18 protein-coding genes are annotated in these 17,606 nt (G+C 71.1%); 16 read left to right on the top strand and 2 right to left on the bottom strand.

Annotation, left to right across the window (positions count from 1 at the left end):
• The first annotated feature begins 3 nt into the window (after positions 1-3).
• The 8 genes from D3A59_RS12145 to hprK all read left to right on the top strand — a co-directional run bounded on the left by D3A59_RS12145 (position 4) and on the right by hprK (position 7,580).
• Positions 4-306: a P-II family nitrogen regulator gene (locus D3A59_RS12145; RefSeq protein WP_119155198.1), complete on the top strand. Its 303-nt coding sequence runs from the start codon at positions 4-6 to the stop codon at positions 304-306.
• Positions 307-451: 145 nt separating this feature from the next.
• Positions 452-1,138, top strand: coding sequence for a hypothetical protein (locus tag D3A59_RS12140; RefSeq protein WP_119155197.1), 687 nt, complete (start codon positions 452-454; stop codon positions 1,136-1,138).
• Positions 1,138-1,704 (top strand): FlgO family outer membrane protein, encoded by a 567-nt coding sequence (locus D3A59_RS12135; RefSeq protein WP_119155196.1) that lies wholly within the window; start codon positions 1,138-1,140, stop codon positions 1,702-1,704. The genes D3A59_RS12140 and D3A59_RS12135 overlap by 1 nt, the downstream gene beginning before the upstream one ends.
• A 231-nt stretch (positions 1,705-1,935) precedes the next feature.
• The gene (locus D3A59_RS12130) at positions 1,936-3,201 is read left to right on the top strand and encodes an NAD(P)H-dependent flavin oxidoreductase (protein ID WP_119155195.1); all 1,266 of its coding nucleotides are present in this window, start codon (positions 1,936-1,938) and stop codon (positions 3,199-3,201) included.
• Between the two features lie 120 nt (positions 3,202-3,321).
• Entirely contained in the window at positions 3,322-5,142 is a 1,821-nt protein-coding gene (locus D3A59_RS12125) for an aminopeptidase P family protein (protein WP_119155194.1), read from the top strand.
• A gap of 393 nt (positions 5,143-5,535) precedes the next feature.
• Complete coding sequence (gene hpf / locus D3A59_RS12120; RefSeq protein ID WP_119155193.1) at positions 5,536-5,877, top strand: ribosome hibernation-promoting factor, HPF/YfiA family; 342 nt, start codon at positions 5,536-5,538, stop codon at positions 5,875-5,877.
• Between the two features lie 226 nt (positions 5,878-6,103).
• Positions 6,104-6,574, top strand: a complete 471-nt coding sequence (locus D3A59_RS12115; RefSeq protein WP_119155192.1) for a PTS sugar transporter subunit IIA — start codon at positions 6,104-6,106, stop codon at positions 6,572-6,574.
• A 55-nt stretch (positions 6,575-6,629) separates the two neighbouring features.
• Positions 6,630-7,580 carry an HPr(Ser) kinase/phosphatase gene (gene hprK / locus D3A59_RS12110; RefSeq protein WP_119155191.1) on the top strand — a complete coding sequence of 317 codons (951 nt, stop codon included), beginning with the start codon at positions 6,630-6,632 and terminating at the stop codon, positions 7,578-7,580.
• 66 nt (positions 7,581-7,646) lie between these two features.
• Here the strand turns inward: hprK and fur are convergent, their stop codons facing one another.
• Positions 7,647-8,075 carry a ferric iron uptake transcriptional regulator gene (gene fur, locus D3A59_RS12105; RefSeq protein ID WP_119155190.1) on the bottom strand — a complete coding sequence of 143 codons (429 nt, stop codon included), beginning with the start codon at positions 8,073-8,075 and terminating at the stop codon, positions 7,647-7,649.
• Positions 8,076-8,186: 111 nt separating this feature from the next.
• On the opposite strand from fur, the gene D3A59_RS12100 reads away from it, so the two are divergent.
• From D3A59_RS12100 to holA, 7 genes are all read left to right on the top strand, one after another.
• The gene (locus D3A59_RS12100; RefSeq protein ID WP_119155189.1) at positions 8,187-8,732 is read left to right on the top strand and encodes an outer membrane protein assembly factor BamE; all 546 of its coding nucleotides are present in this window, start codon (positions 8,187-8,189) and stop codon (positions 8,730-8,732) included.
• Between the two features lie 19 nt (positions 8,733-8,751).
• Positions 8,752-9,555, top strand: a complete 804-nt coding sequence (gene dapB, locus D3A59_RS12095; protein WP_119155188.1) for a 4-hydroxy-tetrahydrodipicolinate reductase — start codon at positions 8,752-8,754, stop codon at positions 9,553-9,555.
• Positions 9,556-9,569: 14 nt separating this feature from the next.
• A complete protein-coding gene (locus D3A59_RS12090) occupies positions 9,570-10,232 on the top strand; it encodes a MotA/TolQ/ExbB proton channel family protein (RefSeq protein WP_119155187.1) in 663 nt (220 codons plus the stop codon).
• A gap of 1 nt (position 10,233) precedes the next feature.
• Complete coding sequence (locus D3A59_RS12085; RefSeq protein ID WP_119155186.1) at positions 10,234-10,659, top strand: ExbD/TolR family protein; 426 nt, start codon at positions 10,234-10,236, stop codon at positions 10,657-10,659.
• 92 nt (positions 10,660-10,751) lie between these two features.
• Positions 10,752-13,424 carry a leucine--tRNA ligase gene (gene leuS, locus D3A59_RS12080; protein WP_119155185.1) on the top strand — a complete coding sequence of 891 codons (2,673 nt, stop codon included), beginning with the start codon at positions 10,752-10,754 and terminating at the stop codon, positions 13,422-13,424.
• Between the two features lie 2 nt (positions 13,425-13,426).
• On the top strand, positions 13,427-13,921 hold the full coding sequence (locus D3A59_RS12075) for an LPS-assembly lipoprotein LptE (protein WP_119155184.1): 495 nt from the start codon (positions 13,427-13,429) through the stop codon (positions 13,919-13,921).
• A 21-nt stretch (positions 13,922-13,942) separates the two neighbouring features.
• Entirely contained in the window at positions 13,943-15,040 is a 1,098-nt protein-coding gene (gene holA, locus D3A59_RS12070; protein ID WP_119155183.1) for a DNA polymerase III subunit delta, read from the top strand.
• On the opposite strand, the gene D3A59_RS12065 is transcribed toward holA, so the two are convergent.
• Positions 15,034-15,990 carry a 2-hydroxyacid dehydrogenase gene (locus D3A59_RS12065; RefSeq protein ID WP_119155182.1) on the bottom strand — a complete coding sequence of 319 codons (957 nt, stop codon included), beginning with the start codon at positions 15,988-15,990 and terminating at the stop codon, positions 15,034-15,036. The genes holA and D3A59_RS12065 overlap by 7 nt on opposite strands.
• 68 nt (positions 15,991-16,058) lie before the next feature.
• Between D3A59_RS12065 and D3A59_RS12060 the strand changes: the two genes are divergently transcribed.
• Positions 16,059-17,573: an alanine/glycine:cation symporter family protein gene (locus D3A59_RS12060; RefSeq protein WP_119155181.1), complete on the top strand. Its 1,515-nt coding sequence runs from the start codon at positions 16,059-16,061 to the stop codon at positions 17,571-17,573.
• Positions 17,574-17,606: the final 33 nt, after the last annotated feature.

Raw genomic sequence — 17,606 nt, 5'->3', positions numbered from 1 at the left:
CCGATGAACACCGAACCCACCCAACTGGTGGTGATCGTCTGCGAGCAGGCGCTGGAGGCGCTGCTCGCACCCGAGCTGCTCGCCGCCGGCGCCAAGGGCTACACCGTGTGCGAGGCGCGCGGGCGCGGCAACCGCGGCGTGCGCGACGCGCGCTGGCTGCTGTCGTCGAACCTGCGCATCGAGATCCTGTGCCGGGAGTCGGTGGCCCGGCGCATCATGGAGATGGTGGACGCGAAGTACTGCGAGAACTTCGGGCTGGTGATGTACCGGCACGACGTGCAGGCGAGCCGCGCCGAGAAGTTCTAGCCGGCCGGGCCCCTTGTAAAAAATTGTTTCCATCAGCACACTAGCGCGCGCATGCACACGCAGCAGGCGCACTGTCCTCTCGCGCGACGGCTTGGCGCTCTCTGCCGGGAATTGCGTGCCCCTCGTGGCTTCCAGAGAGAACGAAATGAAAACCAGACTGACAGGGATGCTTGCTGTCGCCGCACTGGCGGCAGGCTGCGCGGCACCGTATTCGGAAACGCCGATCGCCACCAACTTCGGCACCACCAAGCAGCAGAAGCTGCAGGCCGCGGCGCACTGGAACGTGATCGCGAAGGACCTTGCCCGGCAACTGACCGACAAGCTGCCGGCGAACTCGCGTCTGCACGTGCGCACTTCCGCACCGATCGAGGGCAGCGCGTTCGAGCGCGCCTTTGCCGTGCAGCTGACCACCGCGCTCGTGCAGTCCGGCCACCAGGTGCTGAAGGCGCCGGACGCCGGCGTGCTGCTGGTCGAGGTCGACACGCAGGCGGTGCCCTTCTCTCCTAGCCGGGCAAAGTACCACGCTGCGGGTCAACTGACCGCGCTCGGGACAGGGTTGTACGCGCTCTACGAAGTTGCGGAGCGGGCTTCCGCCGGCGTAGCGGCCGCCCTGGCCGTGCTCGTGCACGACTCGCTGCAGGCCTCCGGCTCCGAACTCGCCTCGGGCGACACGCCGCAAACCGAGATCATCGTCACCGCCAGCATCTCGGACACCAGCAAGTACCTCGCGCGCATCACCACGGCCTATTACGTCGCGGACAAGGACCGGACGCTCTACGAATCGCAGAGCCAGACCTCGGTCAAGACCTTCCAGGTGAAGGGGGCCCAGTGATGAACCGTGCCCGCCTGCCTGCCGCGGCGCTCGCCGCCGCGCTGACCCTGCTCGTTTCCGCCTGCGCCACCGAGACCTCCGCCACGCGCAGGATGCCCACCTACGAGGAAGCGGCCACCAACCCCTTCGTGCCGGCGAACTACCGCGCCGCCGAGGCCCTGCTGGCGCAGCTGCAAGGCAAGGTCCCGACCGGACACCCGCTCATCGTCGCCACGGTCGTGAACATCGATGCGCTCGAGCGCTCGTCCACCTTCGGCCGCCTCGTGTCCGAGCAGGTCTCGGCGCGCTTCGCGAAGGCCGGCCACCGCATGGTGGAGATGAAGTTCAGCAACAACGTCTACATGAAGCGCGACCAGGGGGAGATGATGCTGACGCGCGAGCTGCGCGACATCGCCGCGACGCACGACGCGCAGGCGGTCATCGTCGGCACCTACGGCGAGAGCAGCGACTTCATCTTCGTCAATCTGAAGGTGATCCAGCCCCACACCAACGTCGCGCTGGCGGTGCACGACTACGTGCTGCCGGTCGACGGCACCACCCGCACGCTGTTGCGCAACGCCCGCTGAGCGCCTCCGCGGGCAGCAGGGCCGCGCCGGCTCGACCTGGCGTGCGCCCCTGCCGTTCCCGGGTTCGGCGCCGCTTTCGCGGCAGCCGGGCAAGCCCTCCGCCGCCGGCTCCGCGGCGCCCCCCGCGATCCCGATCGGTCTTGATATCGCGCAAGCCCCCACCCTCCGCAGCCCGGTAGCTTCTCGCTCCGGCGGGCTCCCGGCCCGTTTTCCCATCGATCCGGATCCATCATGACTGCTGAAGCCTGCACCCCATCCTCCCACATCGCCCCGGACCTGGCCGCCGTGCTGGACCGCCACGGTCTGAAGGCCCTGTCGCTGGGCGAGCGGCGGCTGCTGCCGATCGTGCAGGGCGGCATGGGCGTGGGCGTCTCGGCGCACCGGCTGGCGGGCGCGGTGGCCGCGCTCGGCGGCGTGGGCACGCTGTCGTCGGTGGACCTGCGCCGCCATCACCCCGACCTGATGGAGCGCACCACCGGCCTCGGCATGGGCGAGGAGGCCAAGGAGAAGATCAATGCCGCCAACCTGGAGGCGCTCGAGCGCGAGATCCGTGCCGCGCGCGAACTGTCCCAGGGGCGCGGCCTGATCGCGATGAACGTGATGCGCGCGGTCAGCGACTACGCCAACTACGTCAGGCGCTCGCTCGAGGCGGGCATCGACGCGGTGGTGGTCGGCGCGGGCCTGCCGCTGGACCTGCCGGACCTCGCGGTGGACCACCCGAAGGCGGCGCTGATCCCGATCCTGTCGGACGCGCGCGGCGTGCAGCTGATCGTCAAGAAGTGGGAGCGCAAGAAGCGCCTGCCCGATGCCATCGTGATCGAGCACCCGCGCCTGGCGGGCGGTCACCTCGGGGCCGCGAAGATCGCCGACCTGAGCGACCCGCGCTTCGACTTCGAGCGGGTGCTGCCGGAGACGCAGGACTTCCTGCGCAAGGCCGGCTATGAGAAGGAGATCCCGCTGATCCCAGCCGGCGGCATCCGCAGCTTCGAGGAGATCCGCAAGCTGCAGGACCTGGGTGCGGCCGCGGTGCAGCTCGGCACGCCCTTCGCGGTCACGGTCGAGGGCGACGCTCACCCCGAGTTCAAGCGGGTGCTCGCCGAGGCGCGCGACGAGGACATGGTCGAGTTCACCAGCGTCGCGGGCCTGCCCGCGCGCGCCGTCGCGACGCCCTGGCTGAAGGCCTACATGAAGGCGGAAGAACGGCTGCAGGCGGTCGCACATGCGAAGTCGAGCTGCACCAAGGCCTTCGACTGCCTCGCGCAGTGCGGCCTGCGCGACGGGCTGCCCGGCTGGGGCCAGTTCTGCATCGACAACCAGCTCGCCGCCGCGATGCGCGGCGACGTCAAGAAGGGCCTGTTCTTCCGCGGCGCGGGCAGCCTCCCCTTCGGCGCGCAGATCCGCAGCGTGCGCGAACTGGTCGAGCGACTGCTGCAGCCGACGCCGGCCGTGCAGCAGGTGCTGCAGCCGTTCTCCCCGGCGGTCGCGCAGGCGGCCTGAGCCCCGGGAACCGGCCCTCCCCGGCGCCGGCGCGGCACGCCGCCGCTGTCTAGAATCGATCGGCCCCGCCCGCGCCGCCGGCATCCGGCGCGCGGGCTTTCTCGTTGCCGGAGAACCGCCATGGACAGCACCGCCGCCCCGCCGGCCGACATCCGCCACCGCATCGCCGCATTGCGGGCCGCGATGCAGCGCCACGGGCTCGCCGCCTGGATCGCGCCGAGCGCGGACCCGCACCTGAGCGAATACCTGCCCGAGCGCTGGAAGGCGCGCGAGTGGCTGTCGGGCTTCACCGGCTCGATGGGCACGCTCGTCGTCACGCACGAGCACGCGGGCCTGTGGGCCGACAGCCGCTACTGGGTGCAGGCCGAGGCCGAGCTGGACGGCACCGGCATCGAATTGATGAAGATCAGCGCCGGCGGCAGCCTGCAGCACATCGAATGGCTGGCCGGACGCATGGGGCCGGGCGACGCGGTCGGCGCCGACGGCCGGGTGCTGGGCCTTGCCGGCGCACGCCAGCTGCAGTCCGCGCTGGCGGCGCGCGGCGCGACGCTGCGCACCGAACTCGACCTGCTCGACGAGGTCTGGCCCGCGCGCCCCGGGCTGCCGGCGCCCCCCGTCTACGAGCATCTGCCCCCCCACGCGACGCAGCCGCGCGCCGCACGGCTGGCCGGGCTGCGCGTGCAGATGCAGCACCACGGCGCGCAGTGGCACCTGATCTCGACGCTCGACGACCTCGCGTGGCTGCTGAACCTGCGCGGCTCGGACGTGCCGTACAACCCGGTCTTCGTCGCGCACGCGCTCGTCGGGCTGGACGGGGCGACGCTGTTCATCGACGCCGCGAAGGTGCCGCCGCCGCTGCGCGAGGCGCTCGCGGCCGACGGCGTGCGGCTCGCCCCCTATGGCGAGGCGGCGGCGCGGCTCGCGGCGCTGCCGCAGGGCGACACGCTGCTGCTCGATCCGCGCCGCGTCACGCTGGGACTGCGCGAGGCCGTGCCCGAGGGCATGCGCGTGGTCGAGGCCGTCAACCCGACGACGCTGGCCAAGTCGCGGAAGTCCGCGGCCGAGGCCGAGCACCTGCGCGAGACGATGGCCGAGGACGGCGCGGCGCTGGCCGAATTCTTCGCCTGGTTCGAAGGCGCGCTCGGTCGCGGGCGCATCACCGAGCTGACGATCGACGAACGCATCACCGCCGCGCGCGCACGGCGCGCCGGCTTCGTCAGCCCGAGCTTTGCGACCATCGCCGGCTTCAACGCCAACGGCGCGATGCCGCACTACCGCGCCACCGAGGCCGCGCATGCGGCGATCGAGGGCGACGGGCTGCTGCTGATCGACTCGGGCGGCCAGTACCTCGGCGGCACCACCGACATCACGCGCGTCGTGCCGGTCGGCACGCCATCGGCGGCGCAGAAGCGGGACTTCACGCTGGTGCTCAGGAGCCTGATCGCGATGTCGCGCCTGAGCTTCCCGCGCGGCATCCGCAGCCCGCTGCTCGACGCGGTCGCGCGCGCGCCGCTGTGGGAGCACGGCCTCGACTACGGCCACGGCACCGGCCACGGCGTCGGCTACTTCCTGAACGTCCACGAGGGGCCCCAGGCCCTGTCCTGGCACGCGCCGCCGGAGCCGCACACCGCGATGGAGGCCGGCATGGTGACCTCGATCGAGCCCGGCCTCTACCGGGCCGGGCAATGGGGCGTGCGCATCGAGAACCTGGCGCTGAACCAGGCCGCGCAGCACAGCGAGTTCGGCGACTGGCTGCGCTTCGAGACGCTGACGCTGTGCCCGATCGACACGCGCTGCATCGACGCCGCGCTGCTGCGCGAGGACGAGCGCGCCTGGCTCGACGCCTACCATGCGGAGGTGCTGCGGCGCGTGGCGCCGCGCGTGCAGGGCGAGGCGCTCGCCTGGCTGCAGGCGCGCACGCGCCCGCTCGCCGCGGCGTGAGACGGCCTGCGCCCGGCCGCTTCCGGGCAGCAGCAGCCCCTTGCGGACTGCGCCGGGCGCGCGCAGGATCGACGCGACCGTCCCTGGCGCGAACCTGACGTCCGGTTCCCGGGCGCTCACGCTGCGTATGCGACGCCGGAGCGCGTCACCGGAATAATTTTCAAATCGGCGGCAAGCCCGACCGATTGTTACCAGCTTCCCTGCGAGGAAAGCCTCGCATCATCGCGCAAATTTTGCCGGGCGGGGATTTCGCACAGATCCGCTCCGGTCTTTGGGTCGCCTGTTGCCTCATGCAGGCAAGGGGGGCACACTGGACTCGCAGACCAGCAGATCACAAGACGGATCGCAACCCTGAATCGATTCCCGCAACCCCTCAGCAACAGGAGGATACGCATGAACCTGACGATCAGTGGCAACCATCTCGATGTAAGCCCCGCCTTGCGCGAGTACGTGCTCACGAAGCTGGACAAGGTGACCCGTCACTTTGACCAGGTCGTCGACATCTCCGTGCGTCTCAGCGTGGACAATCTGAAGGAGAAGGAGCGCCGGCAAAGGGCCGGAGCCACCGTGCACGTGAAGGGCAAGGACATCTTCATCGAGGAGACCCACGAGGATCTCTATGCCGCGATCGATCAACTGGCGGACCGACTCGACCGCCAGGTGATGCGTTACAAGACCCGGGTGCAGGATCACCACCACGTCACCCCCCGGCGCATGGGCGAGCCGGTCGCCTGAGGCAGCCCGGCACACCCCATGGACACGGCGGCCGGCAGGCCGCCGTTTTGCTTGCAGAGATGGAAAGGGCGATTGATGCGCTACCACAGACTGTGCAAAATCAGCCCCCACGCGGGAAGTGGAGCTCTCTTTTACAGAAAGCCCTCTTTCTATAATCCGCCGTTTTGCTTAGTTGATGCGCGGGCCCAGGCTGCTTCGGTAGTTGAAGGTCAAACGCTGTGATCGCATGAACCGTCTCGCCGCCATCCTGCCTGCCAGCAACGTGCTGGTGAACGTGGACGCCACAAGCAAGAAGCGGGTGTTCGAACACGCCGGACTGCTGTTCGAGAACCAGCACTCGATTGCGCGGGCGCTCGTCACCGACAATCTCTTCGCCCGCGAGCGGCTCGGCTCCACCGGGCTGGGCCACGGCGTGGCGATCCCGCACGGCCGCATCAAGGGCCTGAAGAACCCGCTCGCCGCCGTGCTGCGGGTGCTCAATCCGATTCCCTTCGACGCGCCGGACGACGAGCCCGTCAGCCTGCTGATCTTCCTGCTGGTGCCGGAGGCAGCGACGCAGCGGCACCTCGAGATCCTGTCGGAGATCGCCGAGCTGCTGAGCGACCGCGAGCTGCGCGAGCGCCTGAAGGCCGAGACCGAGGCCGTCAAGGTGCACGAGCTGATCTCGAACTGGCAGCCCCTGAAATCGGTCGCCTGATGCACGTCCTCGCCCTTGCGCTGCGGCGCCCCCGTCCCGTCTTCCGTCCTCGTCCTTGAAACCGACCGCGATCAGCGCCGAGGCCCTGTTCGAAGCCCAGCGCGCGACCTTGAAGTGGCAGTGGATCGCCGGCCACGCCCACCCCGAACGCCGCTTCGACGAGGTCGCGATCCGCGACGCGCAGTCGGCCGCCGACCTCGTGGGCTACCTGAACTACATCCACCCCTACCGGGTGCAGATCGTCGGGCGACGCGAGTGCGAGTACCTCGAGGCCGTCACCCCGGACGACCAGACGCGGCGCATCTCGCGCATCGTCACGCTCGAGCCGCCCGCGGTGGTGGTGGCCGACGCGCAGACGCCGCCCGAGGCGCTGGTCGCGATGTGCGAGCGCGCCGACATCCCGCTCTTCGTCACAAGCGAGTCGGCCGGCCAGGTGATCGACGTGCTGCGCGCCTACCTCGCGCTGCACTTCGCCGAGCGCACCACGCGCCACGGCGTGTTCATGGACATCCTGGGGCTGGGCGTGCTGCTGACCGGCGAATCGGGCCTGGGCAAGAGCGAGCTCGGCCTGGAGCTGATCTCGCGCGGCCACGGGCTCGTGGCCGACGACGCGGTCGACCTCTACCGCGTGCGCCAGACCACGATCGAGGGCCGCTGCCCCGAGCTGCTGCTGAACCTGCTCGAGGTGCGCGGCATCGGCCTGCTCGACATCAAGGCGATCTTCGGCGAGACCGCGGTGCGCCGCAAGATGCCGCTCAAGCTCATCGTGCACCTGGTGCGCAAGGAGACGATGGAGCGCGACTTCGAGCGCCTGCCCTACGAGCCGTTGTACGAGGACGTGCTCGGCATGCCGATCCGCAAGGTCGTGATCGCGGTCGATGCGGGCCGCAACCTCGCGGTGCTGGTCGAGTCGGCGGTGCGCAACACCATCCTGCAGTTGCGCGGCATCGACACCTACCGCGAGTTCATCGAGCGGCACCAGCGCGCGATGCAGCGCGGCGAGTGACGAAGGAAAAGGGGCCGCGACCGGCCCCTTCGATGCACCCCGGCGGGCGGCGCCGCCCGCCCGGCTTCACTTGAGCTTGTGCGGGCAGCTCTCGCGCGTGCAGCTCGCGTAGAGCGCGAGCGCATGGTCCTGCAGCCTGAAGCCGCGCTCCTGCGCGATCGCATGCTGGCGCTTCTCGATCTCGGCGTCGTAGAACTCCTCGACGCGGCCGCAGTCCATGCAGACCAGGTGGTCGTGGTGCTTGCCCTCGTTGAGCTCGAACACCGCCTTGCCGCTCTCGAAGTGGTTGCGCGACAGCAGCCCGGCCTGCTCGAACTGCATCAGCACCCGGTACACGGTCGCGAGGCCGATGTCCGACCCCTCGACCAGCAGGGCCTTGAAGACATCCTCGGCCGTCATGTGCCGTTGCTCACCGCGCTGGAAGACCTCGAGGATCTTCAGCCGGGGCAGCGTGGCCTTCAGGCCGCTGCTCTTGAGTTCGTCGACATTGGTCATGGGTGGGCGGCTCCGAAAACTGCCACGGCTGGCGCTGTACCCCAGCCGCTAGAATGCGGCGAATCATATCGAGGTTGCCTCGGCCTCCAGGGCCCGGGCCGGCAAAGCCCTATGTCCATCACGAAACGAGCGGGCCTGCTCCCCGCGGCGCTCGCCCTGCCCATCCTGCTCGGCGCCTGCGGTTCGCTGCAGCCGTCCGACCGCCTGCTCGGCGTCCTCACGCCCTACCGCATCGAGATCGTGCAGGGCAACGTCGTCACGCAGGAGATGGCCGCCGCGGTGCAACCCGGCATGTCGCGTGCCCAGGTGCGCGAGGTGCTCGGCTCGCCGCTGCTCACAAGCATCTTCCACGAGAACCGCTGGGACTATGTCTTCACGATCCGTCGCCAGGGCGCGCAGCCGCAGGAGCGGCGCGTCACCGCCTTCTTCGACGGCGAGCGCCTCGCGAAGCTGGAGGCCGGCGAGCTGCCGGGCGAGCGCGAGTTCGTCGACTCGATCGACACGCGCCGCAACAAGGCCGGCGGCAAGCCGCCCTCGCTGGAGCTGAGCGAGGACCAGCTGCGGCGCCTGCCCGCGGCCGCCCGCCCCGAAACCGCCCCGGCGCTGCCGGCCACGCCGCCGCGTGACTACCCGCCGCTCGAAACCGAGTCCCGCTGAACCTTCTTCCGATTCCGACATGACCCACCGCATCGCGATCGCCGGCAGTTCCGGCCGCATGGGCCGCATGCTGATCGAGGCCGTGATGGCCGCCGACGACTGCACGCTCGCCGGCGCCCTCGACCTGCCCACGAGCCCGGCCCTCGGCCAGGACGCCGCCGCCTTCCTCGGCCAGGAAAGCGGCGTGAAGATCACCGCCGACCTGCGCGAGGGCCTGGCCGGCGCCGACGTGCTGATCGACTTCACGCGCCCCGAGGGCACGCTGGCCCACCTCGCGGTGTGCCGCGAGCTCGGCGTGAAGGCCGTCATCGGCACCACCGGCTTCACCGACGCCCAGAAGGCCGAGATCGACGCGGTCGCCCAGCAGGTCGCGGTCGTGATGGCGCCCAACATGAGCGTCGGCGTCAACGTCGTGCTGAAACTGCTCGACATGGCCGCACGCGCCTTGAGCGAGGGCTACGACATCGAGATCGTCGAGGCGCACCACCGCCACAAGGTCGACGCGCCCAGCGGCACCGCGCTGAAGATGGGCGAGGTGGTCGCCGCCGCGCTCGGCCGCGACCTGAAGGAATGCGCGGTCTACGGCCGCGAGGGCGTCACCGGCGAGCGCGACCCGAGCACGATCGGCTTCGCCACCGTGCGCGGCGGCGACATCGTCGGCGACCACACGGTGCTGTTCGCCGGCACCGGCGAGCGCATCGAGATCACGCACAAGTCCTCGAGCCGCGCCACCTACGCGCAGGGCTCGCTGCGCGCGGTGCGCTTCCTCGCCGGGCGGCCCAGCGGCCTCTTCGGCATGGACGACGTGCTCGGCATGCGCTGAACACCCCCGGCGCGATGGACGGCCTCGCGCAGTTGGTCGGACAGGGCGACGCGGTGCTGCTCGCCGTCGCGCTGCTGCTGCTGGCGATGTCGGTCGGCGCCTGGATCGTGATCCTGCGGCAGGGCCGGGTGCTGCGCCGCGCCGGTCGCGACCTCGGCCGCGCGGTACCGGCCTTCTGGGCCGCGCCGTCGATGGACGAGGGCCGCCTGCGGCTCGAGGCGCTGGACCGCGAGGCGGTCGCGCTGCCGCTGCTCGACGCGGCGCTGCGCGCGCCGTGCGCCGACACGCTCGAGGCCGGCGGCAGCTCCGAATCGCAGCTGACGCGCCGGCTGCGCGATGCGCTGCATGCCGTGCTGCGGCGACTGCAGTCCGGCCAGGTGCTGCTCGCGTCGATCGGCACGACCGCCCCCTTCGTCGGCCTGTTCGGCACCGTCTGGGGCGTGCACCGCGCGCTCGCCGGACTCTCCGGCGACGGCGGCTTCACGATCGAGAGGATTTCCGCGCCGGTTGGCGAGGCGCTGGTGATGACGGCCGCGGGCCTCGCGGTCGCGATCCCGGCGGTGCTGGCCTACAACGTGTTCGGCCGCTGGGTCGGGCAGTGCGAGGCCGAGCTGGAAGGCTTCGCGCACGACCTGCTCGAGCTCGCCGGCCGGGCAGGCGCCGCCGCGGAGCGCTGAGATGGCCTTCGGCCGCCTGCGCGCCCGTGCCGCGCCGAAGCCGATCGGCGAGATCAACATGACGCCGCTGATCGACGTGATGCTGGTGCTGCTGGTGATCTTCATGGTCGCCGCGCCGCTGATGGCGAGCCAGGGTCTGCGGCTCGAGCTGCCCGACTCGGCCGCCACCGCGCCGGCCGGCGCCGCACCCGAGCCGCTCGTCGTGGCGCTCGACCCCGACGGCACGCTGTACCTCGGCGGAGAAGCCGTGACGGCCGAGAGGCTGTCGGCGCTGCTCGCCGCCGCCGCGCGGCAGCGGCCCGACGCCGAGGTGCAGCTGCACGCCGACCGTTCGGCGCCCTACGGGGAGGTCGCCGCCCTGATCGGGCGGGTGCGGCAGGCCGGGCTGCACCGCGTGGCCTTCGCCACGGCGCCTGCGGCGCGCTGAAGTCGGCACGCAGCCCGCTTCCTATAATCCCCGCCATTCCTCCAACGCCCACCCTCGCGCCGCGCCCCCGAAAGCCGCGGCGCGTTTTCATCATGAGCAGCACACCGACTTCCGCACCGAGCTACCAGCCCCAGGCCGTCGAGCAGGCCGCGCAGGCGCACTGGCGCGAGCGCGACGCCTACCGCGTCACCGAGACCGGCGACAAGAAGGCGTTCTACGCCTGCTCGATGCTGCCCTACCCCAGCGGCAAGCTGCACATGGGCCACGTGCGCAACTACACGATCAACGACATGTTGACGCGCCACCTGCGCATGAACGGCCACAACGTGCTGATGCCGATGGGCTGGGACGCCTTCGGCCTGCCGGCCGAGAACGCGGCGATGAAGAACCGGGTGCCGCCGGCGAAGTGGACCTACGACAACATCGCCTACATGAAGAAGCAGATGCAGGCGATGGGGCTGGCGATCGACTGGTCGCGCGAGATCACGACCTGCTCGCCCGAGTACTACAAGTGGAACCAGTGGCTGTTCCTGAAGATGCTCGAGGCCGGCGTGTGCGAGCGCCGCACCCAGGTCGTGAACTGGGACCCGGTGGACCAGACCGTGCTCGCGAACGAGCAGGTGATCGACGGCCGCGGCTGGAGATCGGGCGCGCCGGTCGAGAAGCGCGAGATCCCGGGCTACTACCTGAACATCACGAAGTACGCCGACGAGCTGCTCGACTGCGTCGCCAACCCCGAGAACCCGAACTACCTCAAGGGCTGGCCCGAGCGCGTGCGGCTGATGCAGGAGAACTGGATCGGCAAGAGCGAGGGCGTGCGCTTCGCCTTTTCACATGACATCCGTGGCACCGATGGCGAGCCGATCCAGGGCGGGCGGCTCTACGTCTTCACGACCCGCGCCGACACGATCATGGGCGTGACCTTCTGCGCCGTCGCGCCCGAGCACCCGCTCGCGACGCACGCGGCGGCGTCGAACCCGCAGCTCGCCGCCTTCATCGAGGAATGCAAGACCGGCGGCACCACCGAGGCCGAGCTCGCGACGCAGGAGAAGAAGGGCCTGCCCACGGGCCTCTTCGTCACGCACCCGCTGACGGGCGAGCAGGTCGAGGTCTGGGTCGGCAACTACGTGCTGATGAGCTACGGCGACGGCGCGGTGATGGGCGTGCCCGCCCACGACGAGCGCGACTTTTCATTTGCAAAGAAGTACGGCCTGCCGATCAAGCAGGTGGTGGCGGTGGAAGGCGAGAGCTTCTCGCTCGAGGCCTGGGCCGAGTGGTACGGCGACAAGCAGCGCGGCGTGACGGTGAACTCCGGCGCCTACGACGGCCTGTCCTACAAGGCGGCCGTGGACGCGGTCGCCGCGGACCTGGCGGCAAAAGGCCTGGGCGAGAAGAAGACCACCTTCCGCCTGCGCGACTGGGGCATCAGCCGCCAGCGCTACTGGGGCACGCCGATCCCGATCATCCACTGCGAGGACTGCGGCCCGGTGCCGGTGCCCGAAGCCGACCTGCCGGTCGTGCTGCCCGAGGACCTGATCCCGGACGGCTCCGGCAACCCGCTCAACAAGTGCGAGTCCTTCCTGCACGTGGACTGCCCGAAGTGCGGCAAGGCCGCGCGCCGCGAGACCGACACGATGGACACCTTCGTGGACAGCTCCTGGTACTTCATGCGCTACACCTGCGCCGACAACGCCGGCGCGATGGTCGACGAGCGCACGAACTACTGGATGCCGATGGACCAGTACATCGGCGGCATCGAGCACGCGATCCTGCACCTGCTGTACGCGCGCTTCTGGACCAAGGTGATGCGCGACCTGAAGCTCGTGAAGGTCGACGAGCCCTTCACGAAGCTGCTGACGCAGGGCATGGTGCTCAACCACATCTACTCGCGCCGGACTGAAAAAGGCGGCATCGAGTACTTCTGGCCGCACGAGGTCGAGAACGTGTTCGACGCCGCCGGCAAGATCACCGGCGCGAAGCTCAAGAGCGACGGCTCCGCGGTGGACTACGAGGGCGTGGGCACGATGTCCAAGTCCAAGAACAACGGCGTCGATCCGCAAGCGCTGATCGACACCTACGGCGCCGACACCGCGCGGCTGTTCGTGATGTTCGCCTCGCCCCCGGAGCAGACGCTGGAGTGGAACGACGCGGGCGTCGAGGGCGCGCACCGCTTCCTGAAGCGCGTCTGGAATTACGCCCAGAACCAGCGGGAGCTCGTTGCCGGCGCCACCGGCACGGCGGACTTCTCCGCCGCACCCGCGGACGTGAAGAAGCTGCGCTTCGAGGTTCAGAAACTGCTGCAGCAGGCGAGCTACGACTACGAGCGCATGCAGTACAACACCGTGGTGTCGGCCTGCATGAAGCTGCTCAACACGCTCGAGGCCTTCGACGCGAAGGCGGGCGACGCCGCCGCGGCCGCCGCGATGCGGGAGTCGCTCGGCATCCTGCTGCGCGTGCTCTACCCGGCCTGCCCGCACCTGACGCACGTGCTGTGGCAGGAGCTCGGCTACGCGGCGCAGACGGGCGAGCTGCTCGACGCGCCATGGCCCAAGGTGGACGAGGCGGCGCTGGTGCAGGACGAGGTGGAACTCATGCTACAGGTCAACGGCAAGCTGCGCGGCGCGATCCGCGTGAGCCCGAACGCCGACAAGGCGACGATCGAGGCCGCCGCGCTCGCCGCGCCCGAGTTCCTCAAGTTCGCCGAAGGCAAGCCCGCGAAGAAGGTCATCGTCGTGCCGGGCCGCCTCGTCAACGTGGTGGTCTGAGCATGAAGCCGCCCCGCCGCGCGCTGCTCGCCGCCGCCGCAGCCGCGCTGCTCGCCGCCGGCTGCGGCTTCCGGCTGCGCGGCGCGCCCCAGTTCTCCTACCGCCGGCTGCACCTCGGCTTCGCGCCCGGCTCGGGCATCGGCGCCGAGCTGCGCCGCCAGCTGCGCGTCGGCGGCCAGGTCGAGCTGGTCGACGCGCCGAAGGACGCGAACGTGGTGCTGCGCGTGCTCGACGACGCGGTCGACCGCCACGCCTCGGTGACGACGGCCGCCGGCCAGGTGCGCGAGATCCACCTGCGCGTGCGGCTGCGCTTCATGGCGCAGACCCCGGCGGGGCGCGAGCTGATCCCCGCCACCGAGCTCGCGCTGGGCCAGGACATGAGCTTCACCGAGACCGCGGCGCTCGCGAAGGAGAGCGAGGAGGCGCTGATGGTGCGCACGATGCAGGCCGACATCGCCGCGCAGCTGCTACGCCGGCTCGCCGCGGCGCATCCCTGAACCGGCCGCGGAAAAGGAACCATGCAGATCCGCGCCGACCAGCTCGCTGCCCATCTCGCCAAGGGCCTGCGGCCCCTCTACACGCTGCACGGAGACGAGCCGCTGCTGCTGCAGGAGGCGGCCGACACGATCCGCGCGGCCGCGCGCGCGGCCGGCTACGGCGAGCGCACCGTGCACACCGTCGCCGGCGGCCACTTCGACTGGAGCGGACTGCTCGGCGACGCCTGCGCGATGAGCCTCTTCGCCGAGCGGCGCCTGGTCGAGATCCGCATCCCGAACGGCAAGCCGGGCAAGGACGGCTCGCAGGCGCTGCAGGACTACTGCGCGCGGCTGCCCGAGGACGTGCTGACGCTGGTGCAGCTGCCGCGGCTGGACAAGGCGACGCAGTCGAGCGCCTGGTTCGCCGCGCTCGACGCGCACGGCGTGACGCTGCGCATCGACCCGATCGAGCGCCGCGCGCTGCCGCAGTGGATCGCGCAGCGCCTGGCCGCGCAGGGCCAGCATGTCGCCGCGGGCGACGAGGGCCAGCGCACGCTCGCCTTCTTCGCCGACCGTGTCGAGGGCAACCTGCTCGCCGCGCACCAGGAGGTGCAGAAGCTCGGGCTGCTGCACCCGCCGGGCGAGCTGTCCTTCGAGCAGGTCGAGTCGGCGGTGCTCAATGTCGCGCGCTACGACGTGTTCAAGCTCTCCGAGGCGCTGCTCGGCGGCCAGGTCGCGCGCGTGCTGCGCATGCTCGACGGGCTGCAGGCCGAGGGCGAGGCGCCGGTGCTGGTGCACTGGGCGCTCGCGGAGGACATCCGCGCACTGCGCCGCGTCAAGGAGGCGCAGGCCGCCGGGCGGCCGCTGCCGATGGCGCTGCGCGAGAACCGCGTCTGGGGCGTGAAGGAGAAGCTCTTCGAGCGCGTGCTGCCGCTGCTGGAGAACACCACGCTCGACGCGCTGGTGGAGGCCGCGCAGGTCTGCGACGGGCTCGTCAAGGGCCTGCGCCACCCGCTGTGGCCCGCCGATCCCTGGGACGCGCTGCGGCGCCTCGCGCTGCTGCTCGCGCAGCACACCGCGGCTGCCACGGGCGGGCGGCACGGCACCGCGCCGCTGCGGCTGGTCGACGCGGCTCAGTAGCCGCGCTCGCGCGCGACGAGGTTCGCCACCGGCCGGCCCGCGCGCCAGGCGCGCACGTTCTCGGCGGCGACGCGCGCGGCGCTGCGCGCGTCGGTCAGCGCCGCGGCATGCGGCAGCAGCGTGACGCGCGGATGGCGCCAGAAGGGGTGGTGCGCCGGCAGCGGCTCCTGCGCGAACACGTCGAGCACCGCGCGATGCAGGCGGCCCGGCGCGGCGGCGTCGCCGAGCGCGGCGAGCAGGTCGGGCTCGATCACGTGCGCGCCGCGCGCCAGGTTCACGAAGGCCGCGCCGCGGCGCATCTGCGCGAAGCGCGCGGCGTCGAACAGCCCGGTGGTCGCCGGCGTCAGCGGCAGCAGGTTCACGACGATGTCGGCCGCGCCCAGCACGCCGGGCAAGGCGGCCTCGCCGTGCGTGCACTCGATGCCGGGCAGCGCGTGCGGGCTGCGGCTCCAGCCCCTCACCCGGTAGCCCTGCGCGGCGAGCCGCGCCGCCGCGGCGCCGCCCATCTCGCCGAGGCCGAGCACCGCCACCGCCACCTCGTCGGCGCGGCGCTGCGGCAGCTGCCGCCACTGGCGCGCGCACTGCTGCGCCGCGTAGTCGAAGAAGCCGCGGTGCAGCGACAGCACCGCCCACAGCGCGGTCTCGGCCATCGCGGCGCTCATCGCCGGGTCGACCATGCGCGCGAGCGGCACGCCCGGCGGCAGCGTCTCGTCGCGCAGCAGCCGGTCCACGCCCGCCCACAGCGACTGGATGAAGCCGAGCCGCGGCAGCCCCTGAAGGCTGCCCGGCGGCGGATTGGCCACCACCGCCACGTCGACCTCGGCGGCGAGCGCCGCGTCGAGGCCCGGCCGCCACGTCACCCAGCGTTCCCCGGGCAGCGCCTCGCGCAGCGCCGCGAGCCATTGCGCCTGTTCCTCGGCATCGAAGTTGCCCGCGAGCAGAAGACTCATCAAATCACCAGAAGCGGATGCACAGGCGCCCACTGTAGCGGGACGTGCCGCCGCGCAGGAGACAAGCGATGCACCGACTGCTGCGGCTGGCGCCTCTCGTGCTGCTGCCGGCCCTCGCCCAGGCCCAGGAGGCCGCCGGCATCGACGCGCGCATCAACGCGGCGGTGGCGCCGCTGTCGAATGCGCTGGCCGCGCTGATCTTCTACTCGGTGCCGGTCGGCGGGACGGACTTCCCGCTCATCGTCGCCTGGCTGCTGGTGGCGGCGCTGGTCTTCACGCTCTACTTCGGCTTCGTGCAGCTGCGCTGGTTCGGGCACGCGCTCGCGCTGGTGCGCGGCGACTACAGCGACCCGCGCAGCGCGGGCGAGGTCAGCCACTTCCAGGCGCTCGCGACCGCGCTGTCGGGCACCGTGGGCCTGGGCAACATCGCCGGCGTCGCAGTCGCGGTCTCGGTGGGCGGCCCGGGCGCGACCTTCTGGATGATCCTCGCCGGGCTGCTCGGCATGGCGGCCAAGTTCACCGAGTGCACGCTCGGCGTGAAGTACCGCAACGAGTACGCCGACGGCCGCGTCTCGGGCGGGCCGATGTACTACCTCTCCAAGGGCTTCGCCGAGCGCGGCCGGCCGCGCACCGGGCGCGCGCTGGCTGCCGTGTTCGCGGTGTGCTGCGTCGGCGGCGCGCTCGGCGGCGGCAACATGTTCCAGGCCAACCAGTCCTTCCAGCAGCTCGTCAACGTCACCGGCGGCGCGCAGAGCTGGTGGGCCGACAAGGGCTGGCTGTTCGGGCTGCTGCTGGCGCTGCTGGTCGGGCTGGTGATCATCGGCGGCATCCGCACGATCGCGCGGGTGACGGCGAAGATCGTGCCGCTGATGGCGCTGATCTACCTCGGTGCCGGCCTCGCGATCCTCGTCGTGCACGTCGATCGCATCGGCTGGGCCTTCGGGCAGATCCTCGAGGGCGCCTTCACCGGCGCGGGGGTGGCCGGCGGCGCGCTCGGCGCGCTGATCCAGGGGTTGCGGCGCGCCACCTTCTCCAACGAGGCCGGCGTCGGCTCCGCGGCGATCGCGCACGCCGCGGTGCGCACCCGGGAGCCGGTCACCGAGGGCATCGTCGCGCTGCTCGAGCCCTTCATCGACACGGTGGTGATCTGCACGATGACGGCGCTCGTGATCGTCGTCACCGGGCTCCACGCGGCGCCGGAGCTGTCGGGCGTGCAGCTGACGTCGGCCGCCTTCGCGTCGGCCTTCCCGTGGTTCCCCTACGTGCTCGCGCTCGCGGTGCTGCTGTTCGCCTTCTCGACGATGATCTCCTGGTCCTACTACGCGCTCAAGGCCTGGACCTACCTGGTCGGCGAGGGCGCGGGCAAGGAGCTGTTCATCAAGCTCGTGTTCTGCGTCTTCGTCGTCATCGGCGCGACGATGGAGCTCGGCGCGGTGATCGACTTCTCGGACGCGATGATCTTCGCGATGGCGATCCCGAACGTGATCGGCCTGTACGTGCTGATGCCGGTGGTGCGGGCCGAGCTCGCGCGCTACGACGCGCGGCTGCGCAGCGGCGAGATCCGCCGCTTCCGCGCCGCCTGAGCCCGGGCACGCGGCATTGCGCGATCGAGCGGA

It is taken from the genome of Caldimonas tepidiphila (assembly GCF_003569765.1).
Classification (GTDB): Bacteria; Pseudomonadota; Gammaproteobacteria; order Burkholderiales; family Burkholderiaceae_C; genus Caldimonas; species Caldimonas tepidiphila.
The sequence above is the reverse complement of the archived record's forward strand: the minus strand, read 5'-3'. Positions and strand labels throughout refer to the sequence as shown.